General features: G+C 38.0%; 16 protein-coding genes. 13 read left to right on the forward strand and 3 right to left on the reverse strand.

From position 1 onward, the window contains the following. Positions 1-610 precede the first annotated feature (610 nt). Both IQ276_RS20140 and IQ276_RS20145 read left to right on the forward strand, forming a co-directional pair. Positions 611-2,119, forward strand: coding sequence for a UbiD family decarboxylase (locus IQ276_RS20140; protein ID WP_193925472.1), 1,509 nt, complete (start codon positions 611-613; stop codon positions 2,117-2,119). A gap of 804 nt (positions 2,120-2,923) precedes the next feature. Next, positions 2,924-3,097 (forward strand): hypothetical protein, encoded by a 174-nt coding sequence (locus IQ276_RS20145; RefSeq protein WP_235115820.1) that lies wholly within the window; start codon positions 2,924-2,926, stop codon positions 3,095-3,097. A 164-nt stretch (positions 3,098-3,261) separates the two neighbouring features. Here the strand turns inward: IQ276_RS20145 and IQ276_RS20150 are convergent, their stop codons facing one another. Continuing rightward, a complete protein-coding gene (locus IQ276_RS20150; RefSeq protein ID WP_193920512.1) occupies positions 3,262-3,528 on the reverse strand; it encodes a Fe(II)-2OG oxygenase family protein in 267 nt (88 codons plus the stop codon). Positions 3,529-3,763: 235 nt separating this feature from the next. Between IQ276_RS20150 and IQ276_RS20155 the strand changes: the two genes are divergently transcribed. The 5 genes from IQ276_RS20155 to IQ276_RS20175 all read left to right on the forward strand — a co-directional run bounded on the left by IQ276_RS20155 (position 3,764) and on the right by IQ276_RS20175 (position 7,121). Further along, the gene (locus IQ276_RS20155) at positions 3,764-4,300 is read left to right on the forward strand and encodes an SH3 domain-containing protein (RefSeq protein WP_193920514.1); all 537 of its coding nucleotides are present in this window, start codon (positions 3,764-3,766) and stop codon (positions 4,298-4,300) included. Positions 4,301-4,412: 112 nt separating this feature from the next. Continuing rightward, the gene (locus IQ276_RS20160) at positions 4,413-5,198 is read left to right on the forward strand and encodes a DUF4058 family protein (protein ID WP_193920515.1); all 786 of its coding nucleotides are present in this window, start codon (positions 4,413-4,415) and stop codon (positions 5,196-5,198) included. 150 nt (positions 5,199-5,348) lie between these two features. Further along, entirely contained in the window at positions 5,349-5,726 is a 378-nt protein-coding gene (locus tag IQ276_RS20165) for a transposase (RefSeq protein ID WP_228043321.1), read from the forward strand. A 109-nt stretch (positions 5,727-5,835) separates the two neighbouring features. Beyond that, on the forward strand, positions 5,836-6,789 hold the full coding sequence (locus IQ276_RS20170) for a hypothetical protein (RefSeq protein WP_193920516.1): 954 nt from the start codon (positions 5,836-5,838) through the stop codon (positions 6,787-6,789). Positions 6,790-6,845: 56 nt separating this feature from the next. Next, the gene (locus tag IQ276_RS20175) at positions 6,846-7,121 is read left to right on the forward strand and encodes a hypothetical protein (protein WP_193920517.1); all 276 of its coding nucleotides are present in this window, start codon (positions 6,846-6,848) and stop codon (positions 7,119-7,121) included. Between the two features lie 26 nt (positions 7,122-7,147). Here IQ276_RS20175 and IQ276_RS20180 read toward each other — a convergent pair whose 3' ends face one another. Beyond that, positions 7,148-7,675: a bilin-binding protein gene (locus IQ276_RS20180; RefSeq protein WP_193920518.1), complete on the reverse strand. Its 528-nt coding sequence runs from the start codon at positions 7,673-7,675 to the stop codon at positions 7,148-7,150. 664 nt (positions 7,676-8,339) lie between these two features. On the opposite strand from IQ276_RS20180, the gene IQ276_RS20185 reads away from it, so the two are divergent. The 6 genes from IQ276_RS20185 (at position 8,340) to IQ276_RS20205 (ending at position 16,632) form a co-directional block, all read left to right on the forward strand. After that, on the forward strand, positions 8,340-9,980 hold the full coding sequence (locus tag IQ276_RS20185; protein WP_193920519.1) for a tetratricopeptide repeat protein: 1,641 nt from the start codon (positions 8,340-8,342) through the stop codon (positions 9,978-9,980). Between the two features lie 716 nt (positions 9,981-10,696). Then, a complete protein-coding gene (locus IQ276_RS20190; protein ID WP_235115821.1) occupies positions 10,697-12,676 on the forward strand; it encodes a heavy metal translocating P-type ATPase in 1,980 nt (659 codons plus the stop codon). A 105-nt stretch (positions 12,677-12,781) separates the two neighbouring features. Continuing rightward, the gene (locus tag IQ276_RS20195; protein ID WP_193921982.1) at positions 12,782-13,462 is read left to right on the forward strand and encodes a hypothetical protein; all 681 of its coding nucleotides are present in this window, start codon (positions 12,782-12,784) and stop codon (positions 13,460-13,462) included. Positions 13,463-13,693: 231 nt separating this feature from the next. Continuing rightward, complete coding sequence (locus tag IQ276_RS40270) at positions 13,694-13,822, forward strand: hypothetical protein (protein WP_255264341.1); 129 nt, start codon at positions 13,694-13,696, stop codon at positions 13,820-13,822. Positions 13,823-14,004: 182 nt separating this feature from the next. After that, positions 14,005-16,164 (forward strand): lipoxygenase family protein, encoded by a 2,160-nt coding sequence (locus tag IQ276_RS20200; RefSeq protein ID WP_193921980.1) that lies wholly within the window; start codon positions 14,005-14,007, stop codon positions 16,162-16,164. 144 nt (positions 16,165-16,308) lie between these two features. After that, positions 16,309-16,632 carry a hypothetical protein gene (locus tag IQ276_RS20205; RefSeq protein ID WP_193921979.1) on the forward strand — a complete coding sequence of 108 codons (324 nt, stop codon included), beginning with the start codon at positions 16,309-16,311 and terminating at the stop codon, positions 16,630-16,632. Between the two features lie 386 nt (positions 16,633-17,018). On the opposite strand, the gene IQ276_RS20210 is transcribed toward IQ276_RS20205, so the two are convergent. After that, the gene (locus IQ276_RS20210) at positions 17,019-18,107 is read right to left on the reverse strand and encodes an aromatic ring-hydroxylating dioxygenase subunit alpha (RefSeq protein ID WP_190880687.1); all 1,089 of its coding nucleotides are present in this window, start codon (positions 18,105-18,107) and stop codon (positions 17,019-17,021) included. Between the last annotated feature and the right edge of the window lie 799 nt (positions 18,108-18,906).

Here is an 18,906-nt window from a genome sequence, read left to right on the forward strand (position 1 = left end):
AACAATTTTAAACTTCTATCCTTTGCTGAACTTAGAAAAATACTCCTGATACAATTTCACAAAATACCTGCTACATATACATTGCTAGGGGGTACAGCTGTACGCCCCTACAGCTGATGAATTTATTGCAAAAATTTTTGAAAATGCTACTATGTGGCGATGCTTGAGTTGGGTTAAGCCAACGCAAACTCACGAAGATTCGCAAAAATCCAAAAGCCAAGCACAGCCGAAGCTTGTAACAAATAAACCCAGCAGAGGTCATATAACAAGACCACCTGCCAGGAAGGTATAGTTTATTCTGGCCATGTTTGATTAGGTTAGCGCTTATTTATCAAAAATAATGCGTATCCTCAGTTAGGATAACTAAAATGTTTGCAAAACTTAGTTAATAAACGTTAAGAAACAGGTTAATTTACAGTTAAGGCTAAATGAATGGGGAGTGGGGAGTGGGGAGTGGGGGAGCAGGGGAGGCAGGGGAGGCAGGGGAGGCAGGGGAGGCAGGGGGAGAAATAACCAATGCCCAATGCCCAATGACTAATGACTAATGACTAATGATTAATAATATAAGAAAGCGCTTCACACTTCTTAAATAATCAGCTTTACAAGAACTATGGCTAGAGACTTACGGGGATTCATTAAAATTCTAGAAGAAAGAGGACAATTACGGCGGATTTCAGCTTTAGTTGACCCTGATTTAGAAATTGCTGAGATTTCTAACCGGATGCTACAGAAAGGTGGGCCAGGGTTGTTGTTTGAAAACGTCAAAGGTGCTTCTTTCCCGGTGGCGGTAAATTTGATGGGAACTGTGGAAAGGATTTGTTGGGCGATGAATATGCAACGTCCAGAGGAGTTGGAAACTCTGGGGAAAAAGTTGAGTATGCTGCAACAACCAAAACCACCGAAGAAGATTTCCCAGGCGATAGATTTTGGTAAGGTGCTGTTTGACGTGGTGAAGGCGAAACCCGGACGGGATTTTTTCCCGGCTTGTCAGCAAGTTGTGATTCAAGGCGATGATTTAGATTTAACCAAGTTGCCTTTGATACGTCCTTATTGTGGTGATGCTGGCAAGATTATCACACTGGGATTAGTAATTACTAAGGATTGTGAGACGGGTACGCCAAATGTAGGGGTGTATCGTTTGCAACTCCAATCAAAAAATACGATGACGGTTCACTGGTTATCGGTACGGGGTGGGGCAAGGCATTTGCGAAAAGCGGCTGAACGTGGGAAAAAATTAGAAGTAGCGATCGCACTTGGTGTAGATCCTTTAATTATCATGGCAGCAGCTACGCCTATTCCTGTAGATTTATCAGAATGGCTGTTTGCTGGACTTTATGGCGGTTCGGGTGTGCAGTTGGCGAAGTGTAAAACTGTAGATTTGGAAGTTCCCGCAGATTCAGAATTTGTCTTGGAAGGAACGATTACACCGGGGGAAGTTTTGCCGGATGGGCCTTTTGGCGACCACATGGGTTACTATGGTGGCGTTGAAGATTCGCCTTTGGTTCGCTTCAACTGCATGACACACCGCAAAGATCCGATTTACTTAACAACATTTAGCGGTCGTCCACCCAAAGAAGAAGCGATGATGGCGATCGCACTTAATCGCATCTATACACCTATTCTCCGGCAACAAGTCTCCGAAATCGTCGATTTTTTCTTACCAATGGAAGCTTTGAGTTACAAAGCAGCGATTATTTCCATTGATAAAGCATATCCGGGACAAGCGCGACGGGCGGCTTTGGCGTTTTGGAGTGCTTTACCACAATTTACTTACACGAAGTTTGTCATTGTAGTGGATAAAGATATAAATATTCGCGATCCGCGTCAAGTTGTATGGGCAATTAGTTCTAAAGTTGATCCAGTGCGAGATGTGTTTATTTTGCCAAATACGCCCTTTGATAGTTTGGATTTTGCCAGCGAAAAAATTGGCTTAGGTGGACGTATGGGAATTGATGCTACCACAAAAATTCCACCGGAAACAGACCATGAATGGGGTGCTGCTTTAGAATCAGATCCAGATGTAGCGGCGATGGTAGATAGACGATGGGTGGAGTATGGTTTGGCAGAGTTGCAATTAGGAGAAGTTGATCCAAATCTGTTTGGCTACGATATGAAGTAGTATTTTGGATCGCGGTGCGTTATGCTGTCGCTAACAACGCACCCTAGATTTAAATTTCTAAAAGTTAGTTTACGAGTCACAAAAGCTGCTTTTAGAGTCGCAAAAGCTGCTTTTTATGTCACAAAAGCTGCTTTTTATCTCACAAAAGCTGCTTTTTATCTCGCAAAAGCTGCTTTTCATGTCGCAAAAGCAAATATAGCGGTTCCCACATGGATGAGGTACAGAAAAAAATAGATCCTCGTAGGGGCGCACAGCTGTCATACGTGTCAACTTAAGCTCAAATGCTTGTCCCGCAGGCATTTTACCCCCCTTAATCCCCCCTTATAAAGCAGGGCTGATTCATTCCCCAAAGAGCTTTAAAAATCAAGGGTTCCAGCGATTAAAAATTAGTTATTTTGTTACTGGCGTGCCGATGAAACCAACTATTTTACTGATATTTCAGTGCTTAAATGTTCATCTCTTCGTCACGCTTACTTACAATTTTCTTGCTAACCATCTTGACAAATCCTGTTTGAAATGGAATGAAACAGCCCTGCCCTTATAAAGGGGGGAGACCGGAAAATCCAGTTCCCTCCCCTTTATAAGGGGAGGGTTAGGGTGGGGTAACGCGTTGAGTGATGGTCAGTGAGTGAACTCAATATCACGTCTTAACTAGGGTTTCACGTTAAGTTGACACCAATGCACAGCTGTGCGCCCCTACCCATGTACCTCATTCAAATGAGAATCGCCATATACTCTGCGATTATAAATCCCGGTTAGATAAACTAAGCCTGTGCAGGCGCAATACGGTTCGGTTAAGGTTTTTTGATCAAAATTCTAGATCGCAAAGACGCGATAAATCGCGTCTCTTACCTTAACCGATCAGTGTTGCGTACAGACGGACTTGAGGAATTTCCAACCCGCGTTGGCGGTTTTTTAGCATCTTTTAACGGCGGATTAGCACAGAAAAACCACAGCATCAAAGGGATATTCTGCTGATAATAGATTTCTCCGTGCAACTTAATTTCAGAATTAAAATCATTTACACTTAAAAGAGTTTTATAGGAATCGGTTTTGATTTTTGAAATTATCTGCGTATGCTGGGAGTGGGGAGTAGGGAGTAGGGAGTAGGAAAAAGTACTTTGTAAGTGTACGGATTTTTTTCAGAAATTAAATATGAGTCCTATATCTCCATTAATTACTCTTCTATTGAATGTACCGCCAGCATAGTTTATAAAATCTGTACTCAATGAATTAGTAAATTCTTTAAAAATTTCAGCATCAGCCATAAATCCTCTAAAAATTAAGATTCCATAGGATTTAAATAGATTAATAATTTCTTCCTTGTCTAATTCTAAGACAGTGATATTATTTATATTAATAATCTCTTTGCCTATGTCATTTGATATTGACTGTATCTTGGTATTCATACAAGTTTAATCAATCTTAATCACTTTTTAAAGTCAGTATTGCGGTTAACGATACCATATACTGACATGTTAATACTCAATCATGTGGTTGTGTTGCCTTCATCGGCGATCGCATGACTAAATTTTGTAAAATCAAGAGTTATTACAGTCCTCAAATCAATTTTAATAATGGTTACGATTGAGATAGGAATACAACTCCAGCTTTGAGTACTGATGCCAGCAGATTGGAGAAATTATGACCACAAAAGTGAAAAAATCGGCGAATAAATTAGCGATCGCATTGGCATTCAGTTGTATTAGTGTAATGCTCAGTGACATAGCTAGTCAAATAGCTTTAGCGGAATCAACTAATCTCCAAAAGTGTGATGTTTTTGCCTACGTTACTGATACAGATCCGCAAGGTTTAAATGTGCGGAGTGGCGGAAGTACGAAAAACAGAATTTTAGGGCAAATACCCATTAATGAAACAGTTCAGATTGTTGCTGCTGCTAAAAATTGGGTGCAGATTACTAATGCTAGTAGTGGTTTTAAAGGAACTGGATGGGTATTTGTGCCAAACTTAGGTTTATCAACTCAGGGCTACGGTAGTGATGGCGTGGATGTTTATGCTAATAGCAATGAACAAAGCCAAAAAGTGGGAAGAATTCCTGCTAGTACGTCAGTCAAATTGTTAGGCTGTCACGGAGATTGGGCGCAGGTAGAATATCAAGGTATTAAGGGTTGGTTGAAAAGGGAAGATCAATGTGGTGCAGCCCTTACTAGTTGTTCTTAAAGTTCCATATCTGAGTACCACGAACAGGTGAGGCATAAGTGATAATTCTAATAAGCGTTTCTAGAATAATTGCCAGCATTGGAACGCGACAATTTAGAATTTTAAACTGCTTATGCCTTCTCCATTTCCAGGAATGAACCCGTATTTAGAAGATCCTGCATTATGGCCAGGAGTACATGGGAGACTAATAGTAGCGATCGCAGACTCATTATCTCCTCAACTGCGTCCTAAATATTTTGTCGCTATTGAAGAACGAATTTATCAAACTATTAGTGATGATAGACTTTTGGTTGGTATTCCTGATGTCATAATCAAAAATTCACAGACAGTAATAAATCCTAAAATACCGAATATAGCCGTAGCTGCACCTGTGGTTCAACCTAAAACAGTGACAGTTCCTATACCTGAGACAGTCAAAGAAAGATATTTAGAAGTGCGAAAGGTAGGAACAAAAGAAGTAGTGACAGCAATTGAACTTCTCTCACCAAAAAATAAACGCCCAGGAGAGGGACGCGACGCATACGAAACTAAGCGAAAGAGAGTCTTGGGAAGCTTAACAAATTTGGTGGAAATTGATTTATTACGTGCTGGGGAACCAATGCTAGTTTTTGGCGATGGTACGCAAAATGATTATCGAATTTTGGTTAGTCGCGCAGAAAATCGTCCCCAATCTGATTTATATGCTTTTAATTTGCCAGATGTAATTCCATCTTTTCCCTTACCATTGCGAACTGGTGATACTGAACCTTTGGTAGATTTGCAGAGTTTGTTAGCTGGGATTTATGACCGCGCCAGCTATGATTTAGTAATAGATTACAGTCAACAGCCAGTACCAGCATTATCAGAAACAGATGCAGCTTGGGCGGATGCACTGTTGCAGGAGAAGGGTGTAAGGTAACAAAAGAATCTATAAATATTGAAATTAACTAAGTATAGAGTATCAAAAAGATTAATTGCCCTGGAGTTTTTCTTTGGCATGTAATACATACTGTTGTCACAGAAAAGAGTAATTTTTGACATTGTTATTCTCAGAGATCTGAGAATAACAATGTCAAGAAATCACGAAGAATGCGTTGTGCTACTTGAGCAAATTCGTTGGAATGGAAAGCCAAAGTGTCCATATTGTGAATCAACCAACGCTACTGCATATAAGAATGAGCGTAGATATCACTGTAATGAATGCTTTACTTCATACAGTGTTACAGTGGGTACACTTTTTCACAAGACTCATGTAGAATTACAAAAGTGGTTTGTAGCGATTCACCTTGTGCTAAATTCTCCAGGGGGTATTAGTGTGCGTCAGCTTGCCAAAGAAATTAGGGTTAATAAGAATACAGCCAGTTACATGATTGAGCGTATTCGTGAAGCAAAGATTGAGGAACAGGAACTGCTGAAGAAGCTTACGCAGATAAATTTAGTACCTTGAGATGAAATATCTGACACTGCTTGCAGTCGCAAAAGCAACTACAGATACTGTATTTTAAGATTTCCATGTCAACACCAAAAACTATTAGCTTAGCAAGCAAAACAATACCATGACACAATCTAATGATGAACACAATAAGGAATATGGTAATTTGCAACGTATGGCATTGTTTAGTATTTGCCTGCCAGGTTTAATCCTGTCTGTTTATTTTGCGTTGCTCTCTATTATTTCTATTGTCAATGCTCATAAAGAAGCATATCCAGTCGCTAATAATCCAGTGCAGGAAAAGCAAAAACCTAACAATTCAAGTTCAAAAGGACAGCAAGGAACCTTAAATGTCCAACTCGAAGCTTTGGAAAAGAAAATGGAGGAAAAGATAAATGGCAAATCTGAGGAACTGGGTAAACAAATAGAAATAATAGACAATCAACAACAGAACTTCATTACAAATGGGCAAGGTACTCTCAACTTTTTATTAACAGTAATTATTGCATTTGCAGGATATAATGCTTTCAAAGAATCTTTTCTTAATGCTAAAGATAAAAATGAAATTAGGCAAGAATTAGAGGAAAAGATCAAACAAAAACTCAAGCCACTGCTTAAGAAAGAACTGGAGGCAGAAGTGACGGAAAAACTAAATAAAAGAATAAAAGAATTGGAACAGAATATTGAAGTAATACAAATAAATGGAAAATGGATCGAATTTGAATTAGCAGTTATAGCTGCGGAACAACTTGATTATAAACCTGGAGAAAAACCATATTATATTATAGCAGCGCTTTATCAACATCTTAGAGCAATCGGTATATTAGGAGAGCTAGAAAAACTTGAAAAAGATGATAGCCCAGAAACACTTCTAGAATACGAATTTAGATCTGTAAAAGAAATTTATGATATACTAAAAAAATTAGAAGAAGAAAATAATTTATCAAATAGTGTTCCCGAATTGAATCCTGAACAAGCAGTAAAGCTTAATAAAATGCTTCGAGAAAAGATTCCTGAGCATAAACACAGAAAAATTTCTGACTTAGAACAAATTATTGAGAAAATAACTATAGGATAATGACAATATCTCTTAAATTAATTAGGGATATCATAAACATAGCTAGGTAAAAAATTATGAAAAATCTAGACTACCTAATTTTTAGGTATACAATGAAAGCGGAAGGAGATATTAAAAATTTAAAAGAACGAATTGATGATCTAGAATCTAAAAAAGATAAGTCTCAAGAAGAGATAAAAGAGTACTCAATCCTTAAAGCTTCCCTAGAAGCTTTAAGAGACTATGAGAAAAAATTTACGGAGAGAATACAAAGTGCAGAATCTCTAAATAATCCTGATACACGTAAGAATATTTTAGAAGACTTCAAGAGAATACAAGATAATAAGCCATAGCGAAATTCAATAAACCTCATAGCGCTCTATATTACGTTTATCTTCTTCTCTTCAAACTTATGTATAAGTTGCTTAATATAAGGCTCTACCTCAGAAAAAGAAATTCCGTGCTCAGCAAAGACCTGAGGGTTATTTTTCCATATATGAAATTGTTGTAAATAACAATCAATAGATTTAGCTAGACGAAAGCCTGGTTTAAAAGGTTGTTGAATTCCCCAAGTATCAAGTAGATCAAAGTTCTCACAAAAAACACAGTATCCGATTAATTCCAGGTATTGTTCGAGGTCTTTATGGAAGTTAACCTCCTTTTTTTGTTTACTGCAATTTTCTAAATTCCAAGAGAAAGGTGGTTCTTTCCTGCTGTTTAAAGATTGGTCAACTGATTGTTTATAGCTATGTATAATTTTCTCTGCATTATTCGCATTCTTTAAAAAAGAATTCAGAAGTTGTATAATATCTTCTTTTAACTTGTTAGAGAGGTTATTCTCATTTTTAATAGAAGATATAATTTCTTTGACACGTTTTTCGAGTTTCTGTAGAGAGTATTGAGCCATTTCGACAACCTTTAGCTACAGCTATCTAGTTATATTAAGTTGCTTGTTAAACTCAATGGTATTCATTTGCTATCGGCAAAGCACTACCACTAACTAGGACAGCTTGATTTTATTTGTTTATATTCAGCAATGTTAAAATCAGGGGATTATTAAACTATGGGGCTAATGCCCGATTACATTCCTTCTAAAAGCGATCGCACCCTTCCCCCAACTCTTCAAAACTCTGGCATAATCAGATATGTCCGCAGGAAAACTGATGTAAATCACGCCAATGTCCAACGACGAATACGATAGCCCTTGGAAAGAAGCTATAGAAACCTACTTTTAGGAATGCATTGAATTTTTCTTTCCTGTAGCTAATACAGAACTTAGAGATATTAAGCGCTATTCTTACAAGTCTCAAAACTGTGAATACCTTAGAACTCCAGCAAATCTATCAATAATTTAGTACTCAGATTAAACTGTAAAAATCAGTGACATCTGGCGACAGCCTACTAAGTCGTAATACACTCGCTTTTTGCAAACTTCATTGTATTAATTCCAATTAAGATTTAATATATAGAGTTAAGCAATTTTTGCGAATATCACCCAAACTAATTGAAAGGTTTACGCCGAATGAATATTTTAATAGAATAATCTCATCAAAAGATTCGCAGAAACATAAATGGACTGGATTACGCTACTGCGATCGCTACAGTCTGATTTTATCAAAAGGTTAGCATCTGGTTGTCTGCTTCATTGTGAAACAGAAGGTCAATATAGTGAATTAACTATAATTTCTGGAGAGAGGTTAAAGACGCTACGGGAATTTTGCTGGCAGATGGCTGAAAAATATAAGCGTGTTTTGCCAGTTCGTGATGTTTTCATCAGTTATCTCAAGGGGAAACTCGGTGAGGAAGTTGTCAAGGAACGTTTAGCTGATTTTATTACCGAAGTCGATTATGAAAAGCGATTCGGCGGTGATGGTAAAATAGATTTTACCTTGACTTCTGACCCGTCTATTGGTATTGAAGTTAAATCTCGTCACGGTAGTATTGACAGAGTTAGATGGTCAATTAGTTCTGAAGAAGTTGAAAAAAATGCAGTTGTAGTTTGCATTTTAATTCAAGAAGATGTGAGCGAGGCTCAATCTGAGTATCACCTTTTTTTAGCTGGCTTTCTCCCAACCAGAATGATTAAGTTAAAGACTGGTAAAATTTCATTTGGGATAGACCAATTACTTTATGGTGGTGGTTTATTTTGCTATTTAGAACAGTTACAATCTTCTGGAAATCAGAATTATTTTACCCAACAACCACCGATTGACAAATATCTCCCAAAACAAGAAACACCACCTAAGCTTGCTAATAATCATCTGCTGAAATCTTCTTTTCAACCTCATGTAGAGAGTTATTTGCATTCTACTGACGAAGATTTAAATTTGCTTTACCTAAAATTAGGTGATGAATGTTTCCAAAAAGGAGAATATACAAATGCAATAGCTAGCTATAATCAAGTTTTAGAAATTAACAGTAGTGATGCTGATTTGTATTATAAACGAGGTTTAGCTCAGTATCAACTAGGAAATTATGACGCAGCGATCGCAGATTATTCTCAGGCAATCCAGATAAATATTCATGATGCTAAATCTTACAATAAACGAGGTTTAGCTTTATATCAAATAGGACGATTAGAAGAAGCAATTAATGATTATACCCAAGCTATTAGAATTAATCCTAACCTTGCCGTAGCTTATAAAAATCGCGCTGAAGCTCGTTCTCATATAGGAGATAACCAGGGAGCAATTGAAGATTATACCCAAGCTATTAAAATTAATCCCGATTATGCTGATGCTTATAAAAATCGTGGTATTGCCCGTTATTTACTAGGAACTCCACCAGTATTTTCCCAAGCAATCAAAATTAATCCCCAAGATGCCCTAGCTTATAAAAATCGTGGTAATGCTCGTTCTGATTTAGGAGATTTTCAGGGGGCAATTGAAGATTATACCAAGGCGATAGAGATTAATCCTAATTATATAGATGCTTATTACAACCGTGGTAATGCTCGTTCCGATTTAGGAGATTTTACAGGAGCATTTGAAGATTATACTCAAGCAATCCAGATTAATTATAATTATGCTGATGCTTATTATAATCGTGGCAATATTCGCTTAGAAATGGCAGATAAACAGGGCGCAATTGAAGATTTTCAAAAAGCCGCAGATATCTATCGCAAAGAAGGAAAACTAGAAGCTCTCAAAGATACAAAAGAAAGAATATTAGAATTAGAAGTAGAAGAATCATTAGATATTTTAAACTTCTAGGGCAATGGGAGTGTTGACTGTTGATTAAGAGGATGTTTTAAAAGTCATGATTGATGTATAAAATATTTTTTTACCCCACCCTAACCCTCCCCTTCATAAGGTGAGGGAACCGGATTTTATTATTTCCCCCCTTTATAAGGGCAGGGCTGTTTCATTCCCCAAAGAGCTTTAAAAATCAAGGGTTCTAGCAATTAAAAATTAGTTATTTTGTTACCAGCGTGCCCAGAAAATGAACTATTTTACTGATATTTCAATGTTTAAATGTTCATCTCATCGTCACCCTTACTTACAATTTTCTCGCTAACCATCTTGACAAATCCTGTTTGAAATGGAATGAAACAGCCCTGCTTTATAAGGGGGGATTAAGGGGGGTAATAATTCGATTAAAATCACAACATACCACTTTTCAAACAACCTCTAAGAGTAAAAATTATTCTCCTTGCCGCCTTGTCCTCTTCTCTCCCTCTGCTCCCCATCCTCCTCATCCATAGGTATCAACTAGATTGGGATTGATACTTGTTATCAAATGAAAATCTTTGACTTTATAAATCTTAGTAATCGCTAAAAATTAATCGAAACATTCAACATTAAACCTTCTGAATTCTTACTTATTGATATCGATTATCTTTCTTAAAATATTAACTTGTAAAAACTGATTTTTTTCATTACCTTTAAAGAAAGGTTCCATATCAAATAACTTAGCAGTTTCAACAAAAATGAAGCCAAAATTACATTCAGAATCTTCAGGTTGTGGCCACTGTGAACACGATCATGACGAGAATCATAACCATCATCATGATGAGAATCATAACCATGACCACAATCATAATCACGGTGAAGAATTCAATCTCAAAAATGAGGTATTTCCTTTAATAGTGATTTTCAGTTTGTATGCACCTGGTGTAATTTTTGAATACCAGTTGCATAACACACTCTACTCAATAGGTGAATATTTGGTTTTTATTCCTGCTTATTTATTAAGTGGATGGAGTGTTTTAAAAACTGCGGGACGCAATATACTTAGAGGCAGAATATTTGATGAAACATTTTTGATGACAGTAGCGACACTAGGGGCGATCGCAATTCATAAATTACCCGAAGCTGTCGGAGTTATGTTATTTTATAAAATTGGCGAATTGTTCCAAGATGTTGCCGTCAGTCGTTCTCGTAATTCCATCAAAGCTTTATTAGAAATCCGCCCAGATTATGCAAATATCCAGACAGAACAAGGACTTAAAAAAGTATCGCCAGACACAGTAAATATTGGAGATATTATTATCGTCAAACCTGGAGAGAAGATTCCCTTAGATGGTGAAATTATCGAAGGGAATTCCCAAGTTGATACATCTGCATTAACTGGCGAATCTGTGCCGCGAACCGTGAAGCTGGGAGAAACAGTTTTGGCTGGGACAATCAATAAAATCGGTGTTCTCAGCATTAAAGTCACAAAGCTTTTTGATGAATCTTCCATTGCCAAGATTTTAGACTTGGTGCAAAATGCCAAAAGCAAAAAAGCAGAAACAGAGAAATTTATTACTAAGTTTGCTAGATATTACACGCCAATAGTAGTTTTTACATCTCTAGCAGTTGCCCTGTTACCTCCTTTATTCATTTCTGGCGCAACTTCTTCAGAATGGATTTATCGAGCCTTAGTTTTATTAGTTATTTCCTGTCCCTGTGGACTAGTTATCAGTATTCCATTAGGTTATTTTGGAGGTGTGGGAGGTGCAGCTAAACGCGGTATTTTAGTAAAAGGCTCTACGTTTTTAGATACTCTAAATATAGTCAAAACCGTTGTTTTTGATAAAACTGGAACTTTAACTAAAGGAGTATTTCAAGTATCAGAAATAGTAGCATATAATGGCTTTATTGAAAAAGAATTACTAGAATTAGCTGCCAAAGTTGAATCACATTCAAATCATCCCATTGCCCAATCTATCTGCAATGCTTACGGTGACAAAATCGATGCATCTGATGTGAGAGATTATGAAGAAATAGCAGGTTATGGAATTAGAGCGAAAGTTGAAAATAAGGTAGTGATAGCGGGAAGCGATCGCCTACTACATAAAGAACACATTTATCATGATACTTGCTTAGTAGAAGGAACAGTTATTCATTTAGCAGTGGATAATATTTACGCTGGTTATATAGTCATTGCTGATGAAGTGAAAGAAGATGCGAGACAAGCTATTCAAACACTCAAAAAAATGGGTATGAAAACAGTAATGTTGACAGGAGATAATCAGGCGATTGCCTCTCGAATTGCTCAACAACTTGGCATAGATATTTACGAAGCGGAGTTATTACCAGAAGAAAAAGTTAATGCCATTGAGAAGTTACTCAGCACCGCCGACAAACATAGTAAAGTAGCTTTCATTGGAGATGGCATTAATGATGCGCCAGTAATTGCTAGAGCAGATGTTGGCATAGCAATGGGCGGCTTAGGTTCAGATGCAGCCATAGAAACTGCCGATATTGTGATTATGACAGATGCACCGTCAAAAGTCGCAGAAGCAATACAAATTGCTAGAAAAACTCGCCAAATTGTTTGGCAAAATATTGGGTTTGCTTTAGCGATTAAAGGTGTATTTATTGGATTGGGTATTTTGGGTGTAGCGACAATGTGGGAAGCTGTGTTTGCAGATGTCGGAGTAGCAATGCTGGCAATTCTCAACGCCACTAGAGCAATGAAATAAAATTTTGAGTAAATCGGGAATCCGTAATTGGGAAATTGTAGAAGTTAAAACTGAAAAGTAATAATTGAAGTCAGTATTCCCAATCGTATTCTTTCGAGGTATACCGTGAACTCACATATAAAAACTATCGCTACAGCTGCGCTAGCTTTGCTGCTAACTTACTCAGCAAAAGAAGCAATTGCACTACCCCAGAAAATCAATCATCCAGTTACTATTGCTAAATCGCAACCATTAACAGACACCTTAATTGTTCCCGGCGAAAGAGTCGGGCCGATAACACGCACAACCACCAAACAAGATTTAGTCAAGTTGTTTGGCGCGTCTCGTCTCGTTGATAAAACCATTTCCGGTGCTGAAGGAATCGGTAGTTTTGCCGCTACTCAATTAAAGTTAAGTCAGGGGCGATCGCTCTTGATAGTCTGGAGTGATAATACTCGTACCAAACCTCTAGATGTGCGTAACCTTGGTTCAGCTTGGAAAACCCGCGAAGGTATCGGTGTTGGAACCTCTTTGAGCGAGTTACGCAAAAAACTAGGTAACTTTAAACTCTATGGATTAGGCTGGGACTACGGCGGTACAATTTTGTTGGATAGTAGTAAATTATCCCGCTATCAAGGCAAACTCATTTTACGAGTAGACGCTGCTCCCAATGCTTACGAAAAGTTTCCCAATGACTACCAAGCAGTGTTAGGGGATGGTACTTTTTCCTCCAGCAATCAGCACTGGAAACCACTGGAAGTAAGGCTTACAGAAATTATCGTTGTATTGAATCCTAGTGAGCAATAATCGGCTGCTAAACATCTAATTTGCTGAGTTATACCATTTCACGAAAATCTTGATACATGTAGATTTACCGTAGGGGCGCACAGCTGTGCGCCCCTACCAAGGTATCTGTATCAACTTTAAAGTGAAATGGTATTAGGCAACAGCGGACTGTCTAAACCAGATTTTTATACTACGTCTGTAACTGGTAAATTACTCTTAGAAGAAACTACATAAGTTACATCTAGCCTCGGAATGGTGTTTTGGCTATTGAAACAAAACGCGATCGCCCTGATTGCTGCATCGACATTCTGGCGATCGTCAATGAAATTCTACTTGCAGCGCTATCAATATGCTGCTAATAGCAGTACAATTGCTATGTAAAAACTATTCTTTGTTAGTTGCGTAGGCGTAGCCCAACCCAGCGTCCCAAAAAGGGAGTTGAAAAATCTAGCTAAAAGCCTTGAAAAGCATACCTGGTAGTTTGGCTTCTCTGTCAATGGGTGAGTCCTATTTTCAACACTAAAATAGCCACAAATTTCGGTAAATTAACAAACAGGAAAATCATGTCACAGATTCAGACTGAAGATTCTTCATCTACCTTAAATCAGAAAAGTATAATCTTAGATCTAGTAGATTTGCTTAAACTTTTATACTCACTTCTGAAATTACGTGAAGCCGCATTGAAAGGTTTTACATATAAATACAACTACACTTATCTAGATCCTTTAGCCATAACAAATGTACCTCAATTCACAATTGGAAGTATTACTATACCTCTTCTTCCTAAAGAAGAACTTCCCAACCTCAAATGGGTAATTGCAGTAGTAATCAGATTAGTTGTTACTCAATTAAACAAGTTTTTAATTAACCAACCTGATTTCTTGAAATCAATAATTGCCGTTTCCTTGGATGCCATTGGTAACGAAATAAACAAGCCAGAATCTCAAGAAGAATTAAGCGCTATTCTTTTGAAACTCAAATCCAGTTTAGAAGAAATTAATCAATATCAGAAAGTTGATGAGCAACTTGTACTTGCTAGATTTGCGAAACAACCAGAAAGCATTACTCACCTTTCAATTGAGGCGGAATTTCAAGAAATTGAGAAACAGATAGATCAATTATTAATTCAAAATCCAGAAAGGGTTACCCCGAATTTAGAAGACTTAAGTGAAGAACCTAAAATTCAAAATCTTAAGGAAATAATTAAATCCACGGCTAAGTTAGCAGAACTAGCTAAGTATCAAATCCCCAGTTCAAAGTCTGCTTCTGATTCTCCTAGCCTGGAAAGTTACAACAACCAATTTCAAGTTATAGCCAAACCGGATATTTCTTATCACTTTCAAGAAGATAAATATTTTGCTTATATGCAGGTGGCTGGTCCCAACCCAGTTATGCTACAGCAGCTAGCACAACTAGATTTGCGTTTACCAATTACTCAAGAAAAATACTCTAATGTTGCTAACTTATATGGAGTTTCAGATACTCTAAATAACGCCCTAGCTGAGGGTCGAATTTATTTAGCAGACTATACTGTGTTAGATACCTTGGCAAATGGCACTTTCCCTGAAAAACAAAAGTATATTTCTGCTCCTTTAGCACTATTTGCAGTACCACCAAGTAGCTATGGAGTTCGCTCTTTATTCCCAGTCGCAATTAGTTATCAGCAGACTTCAATTAGTAATGATTGGATTTTATTTACACCCTTAGTTACTGATACTGATGCAGATACGTGGATGACTGCCAAGAATATTGTCCAAATGGCAGATAGCAACTATCACGAGTTAGTCAGTCACTTAGGCCGTACTCACTTGGTGGTTGAGCCTTTTGTTGTGGCAACTAATCTATTGCCTGACAACCACAATCTAAGGAACCTGCTAAAACCTCATCTTGAGGGTACTGTACTGATTAATTATGGCGCTCATACAACCTTAATCGCCCCAGGGGGTGGTGTAGATGAGCTGCTAGCTAGCACTATTGGCAGTGACCAAACTCTAGCTGCTAATGGAGCGCAAAGCTACCTATTTAACTTTAATGATATTGCCTTTCCTGATACTTTAATAAATCGGGGTGTTGACGATACTAGCAAACTACCTATTTACCCTTATAGAGATGACGGATTACTGATTTGGGGGGCTATTGAAAGTTGGGTTAAGGAATATTTTAGTCTCTACTACAGCAGTGATTCATCAGTTCTTAACGATCAATCTTTACAGACTTGGGCATCTACATTGATTTCCCATGAAGGAGGCCGCTTACAAAATTTTGGTGAAGATGAACAAGGGCATATTAAAACACTAGATTATTTAGTGAAAGCTGTCTCAACAATTATTTTTACGGCTAGCGCTCAACACGCTGCTGTTAATTTTCCGCAAAAGGAACTGATGATGTATACACCAGGATTTCCTTTAGCTCGTTATTTATCTGTACCTATAGATTCCCAGCAACCAGAGAATTTCATCAAGGGACTACCGCCGCTAGAGCAAGCACTAAATCAGATCAATTTACTTTATTTACTTGGCTCTATCTACTACACCAATTTAGGCAATTATTCCCCATCAGCTTTTACAGATCCAAATGTAACATCGCCTTTGGAGAAATTCCAGATAAACCTCAAAGATATTCAGCAACAGATTAACCAGAGAAATAGTAATAGTAAGGGTGATAGGATAATACCTTACGAGTTTTTGCTCCCTACCAATATTCCTCAAAGCATCAATATTTAATAGATACAGAGTAGTTGTATCTGCGGGATGGATAGTTGGTAAACTGACGACAATTCGTAAGCTAATCGAATAGATAATACTGACGCCTGTGAGTTTTTCTTGAAGCGACAGGCGTCAAATTCATTTTAATATTGAGGCTACCAAGTGGCGATCGCGCCGCCTATCCACCAATACAAATCACCTCCTGAAGCTTTGAAGTTTAGCTTCATCAAATGCAATACCCCAACGTGCAAACTTCGTACTAGTTTAACTACTGGACAACGGCGGCGACTACAGCAGAGACTAGATATACTTCAGCCAGAATGGGACAGGCGCAGCCAGAAAATAAAGCACATGCGTGCAAATTTAGCAATTGAAGCTGGTACAGCAGTTAAGTTTCAATTAGAACAGCACCTTCTTGATGAAGAGGCAAAATTAGCAAATCTTAGCAATGAACTAGATCAAATTGAGTCTGCATTGGAATCATGAGACTGATTAAATATAGTGTTATTTGCCTGATGGAAATCAGAATTTCCTAACCTAGAAAACTAGAAAAACAGAGATATTCAGCAAATTGGTGTTTGTTTATACTATTTCAATTTTTTGTAGTCGTTATACTCATGACTTAGGTTCTACCTGGGAATTAGGAAGTGGCTTTGCCACTTCTTTTTATTTATATCGTAGTCCTGTCAAAAATAAATTAAAAGTTAAAAGTAATTTGTTTCAACTTTTAACTTTTATTTAGTGATTACAGCAAGTTGCAACTAAATGAAGTGAGATACATCATCCTGAAAACCAGATACAAAGCTTTTTTTACTTCTGAATTCTGACTCCTGTTAGCGCAGCGGGGCGTAGCCCATTCTGACTCCTGATATTTAGTCATTACTCATGCTATCCCGCCATCGTTCGCGCTTAGCCTTGCTTTCATCATCGCGCGATCGCGCTTCTTCCCAAGTCCCCCACATTCGAGACTGCTGTTTTTCAACATGATTGATGAACTGCATAATTGACTGATCTGCCTTAATTGGGGTTTTCAAATCAAACTGAATAGTTTGGACAACTTTGATGTCACCCATGAGAAAGTACTTACCTGCAATCTTAGTCAACCACAGCACAACTCGATTGGATAACCAACCAAAAATTCCCTTACGTTTTTTAACCATCAACACAATTTGGCCTTCAGCTTTTCCCCCTTCATGAAGGCGCGTAGCAAACATCATGTGGACATGGAGGAAATCAGGACCAACTGTCACAATATTAATGGTACCGTACCAATAACAAATACTGTAAGTGATGGTATTTTTGTAGAAAAGACGGATGAGCTTGATGAAAAATGAATTTTCTTTGATGGGTGCAGTGTTGGTGAAGATAATCGCATTTTCGTTGAGTTGCTGTCTTTCAAAGAAAACTTCTACAGGCAGTTTGTGAACTGTATTTACGTGCTGAGCATCGATCGCATTAATCATCACCACATGAGGGTGACAATTCATTAAAAAGTGAGAATGGATGGCAATATCACACTCTTTGTGTTCTAACTCTGGAACAAAAGGTAGAGGTTGTTGTGGTATTTCTCCAGTCCAAACCCAAATCATCCCGTACTTCTCAGCAGTTGGCCAAGATTGTAACTTCAAAGAAAGCGGCGTATCTAAACACGGGATATCAATACACATCCCTTCACCATCAAACTTCCAGTGGTGGAAAAAACAACGTAGTGCATTCCCCTCAACTTTGCCTTCAGCAAGATGAGCGCCCATATGTGGACAGTAGGCATCAAAAGTAACTACTCTTTTATCTTTCCCACGGTAAATCACTAGTTCTCTGCCCAAAATCGTGACAGGTTTTACTTCACCTACCCGCAGATTTTGAGAGGGTATTACCCAATACCATCCTTCAATAAAACGCTCTGGATTATTAAAAGTTTTAGGTTTACGGGTTGAGTTAAAAGTCTGCGAGTTGAGATTCATTTTTCTGGTTTCACTTGCAGTGAAGCGGTTAATCTACAAGTAACATGGGAACTATAAACAAACAGTTACTTTCAGTACTAGGACAAGGATTTACCCAATAAATTCATATAAAATCTTGAACTATTATCGTTAAAAATGTTAAAATTATGGCAACTAAATAGAAGCTTCCAGAAGCTGCCATAGACTCACAATAGATATTTTAAAAATCAAAACTAAGTAGAATTTCTAATTAGATAAAAATTCTAGTTACTGATTATGATATTTTGCTATGTAAGAGATTAGACCTCTTGCAAAAGTCTCTAACACCCCACCCCCAAGGGACATCCAAGAATTAAATTAATCAATTCCTGCATACAACACTAGTATGCAATTTCTTCTCCCCCTGCCTCCCCTGCCTCCCCTGCTCCCCCTGCTCACCCAAGGGATTGATTATTTTTTTATTTGGAAGTCCCCAACCGGGTAGCAACTGGCGCGACAGGGAGGAATGAGAGTTTCAGAGAGTTCTTGTGTAAGTCCTAAATCTGATGAAATCAAACTCTTGTGGGGTGGGCGTTTCGCCCGCGCAGTTTATATGGTGGGTAACATGCCATTGGTGTCAACTTAAGCTTAAACGCTTGTTCCACATACGCTTTACCCCACCCCCAACCCCTCCCCTTACTAAGGGGAGGGGCGGTTTTGGCTTTAGACAAAACCGGGGTGGGGTGACGCCGTGAGTAACCGTAAGTGAATGAACTCAATATCACGTCTTCACAAGGGTTTTACGTTAAGTTGACACCAATGGTAAGATGCCCACCCCACA

The organism is Desmonostoc muscorum LEGE 12446, assembly GCF_015207005.2.
In the GTDB taxonomy this organism is placed as follows: Bacteria; Cyanobacteriota; Cyanobacteriia; order Cyanobacteriales; family Nostocaceae; genus Nostoc; species Nostoc muscorum.

Excerpts from the sequence above, each read along its gene's own strand:
- IQ276_RS20140 (WP_193925472.1), top strand. The coding sequence starts at position 611 with ATGGCTAGAGACTTACGGGGATTCATTAAAATTCTAGAAGAAAGAGGA.
- IQ276_RS20150 (WP_193920512.1), bottom strand. The coding sequence starts at position 3,528 with ATGAATACCAAGATACAGTCAATATCAAATGACATAGGCAAAGAGATT.
- IQ276_RS20155 (WP_193920514.1), top strand. The coding sequence starts at position 3,764 with ATGACCACAAAAGTGAAAAAATCGGCGAATAAATTAGCGATCGCATTG.
- IQ276_RS20160 (WP_193920515.1), top strand. The coding sequence starts at position 4,413 with ATGCCTTCTCCATTTCCAGGAATGAACCCGTATTTAGAAGATCCTGCA.
- IQ276_RS20165 (WP_228043321.1), top strand. The coding sequence starts at position 5,349 with ATGTCAAGAAATCACGAAGAATGCGTTGTGCTACTTGAGCAAATTCGT.
- IQ276_RS20170 (WP_193920516.1), top strand. The coding sequence starts at position 5,836 with ATGACACAATCTAATGATGAACACAATAAGGAATATGGTAATTTGCAA.
- IQ276_RS20175 (WP_193920517.1), top strand. The coding sequence starts at position 6,846 with ATGAAAAATCTAGACTACCTAATTTTTAGGTATACAATGAAAGCGGAA.
- IQ276_RS20180 (WP_193920518.1), bottom strand. The coding sequence starts at position 7,675 with ATGGCTCAATACTCTCTACAGAAACTCGAAAAACGTGTCAAAGAAATT.
- IQ276_RS20185 (WP_193920519.1), top strand. The coding sequence starts at position 8,340 with ATGGACTGGATTACGCTACTGCGATCGCTACAGTCTGATTTTATCAAA.
- IQ276_RS20190 (WP_235115821.1), top strand. The coding sequence starts at position 10,697 with ATGAAGCCAAAATTACATTCAGAATCTTCAGGTTGTGGCCACTGTGAA.
- IQ276_RS40270 (WP_255264341.1), top strand. The coding sequence starts at position 13,694 with ATGGTGTTTTGGCTATTGAAACAAAACGCGATCGCCCTGATTGCTGCA.
- IQ276_RS20200 (WP_193921980.1), top strand. The coding sequence starts at position 14,005 with ATGTCACAGATTCAGACTGAAGATTCTTCATCTACCTTAAATCAGAAA.
- IQ276_RS20210 (WP_190880687.1), bottom strand. The coding sequence starts at position 18,107 with ATGAATCTCAACTCGCAGACTTTTAACTCAACCCGTAAACCTAAAACT.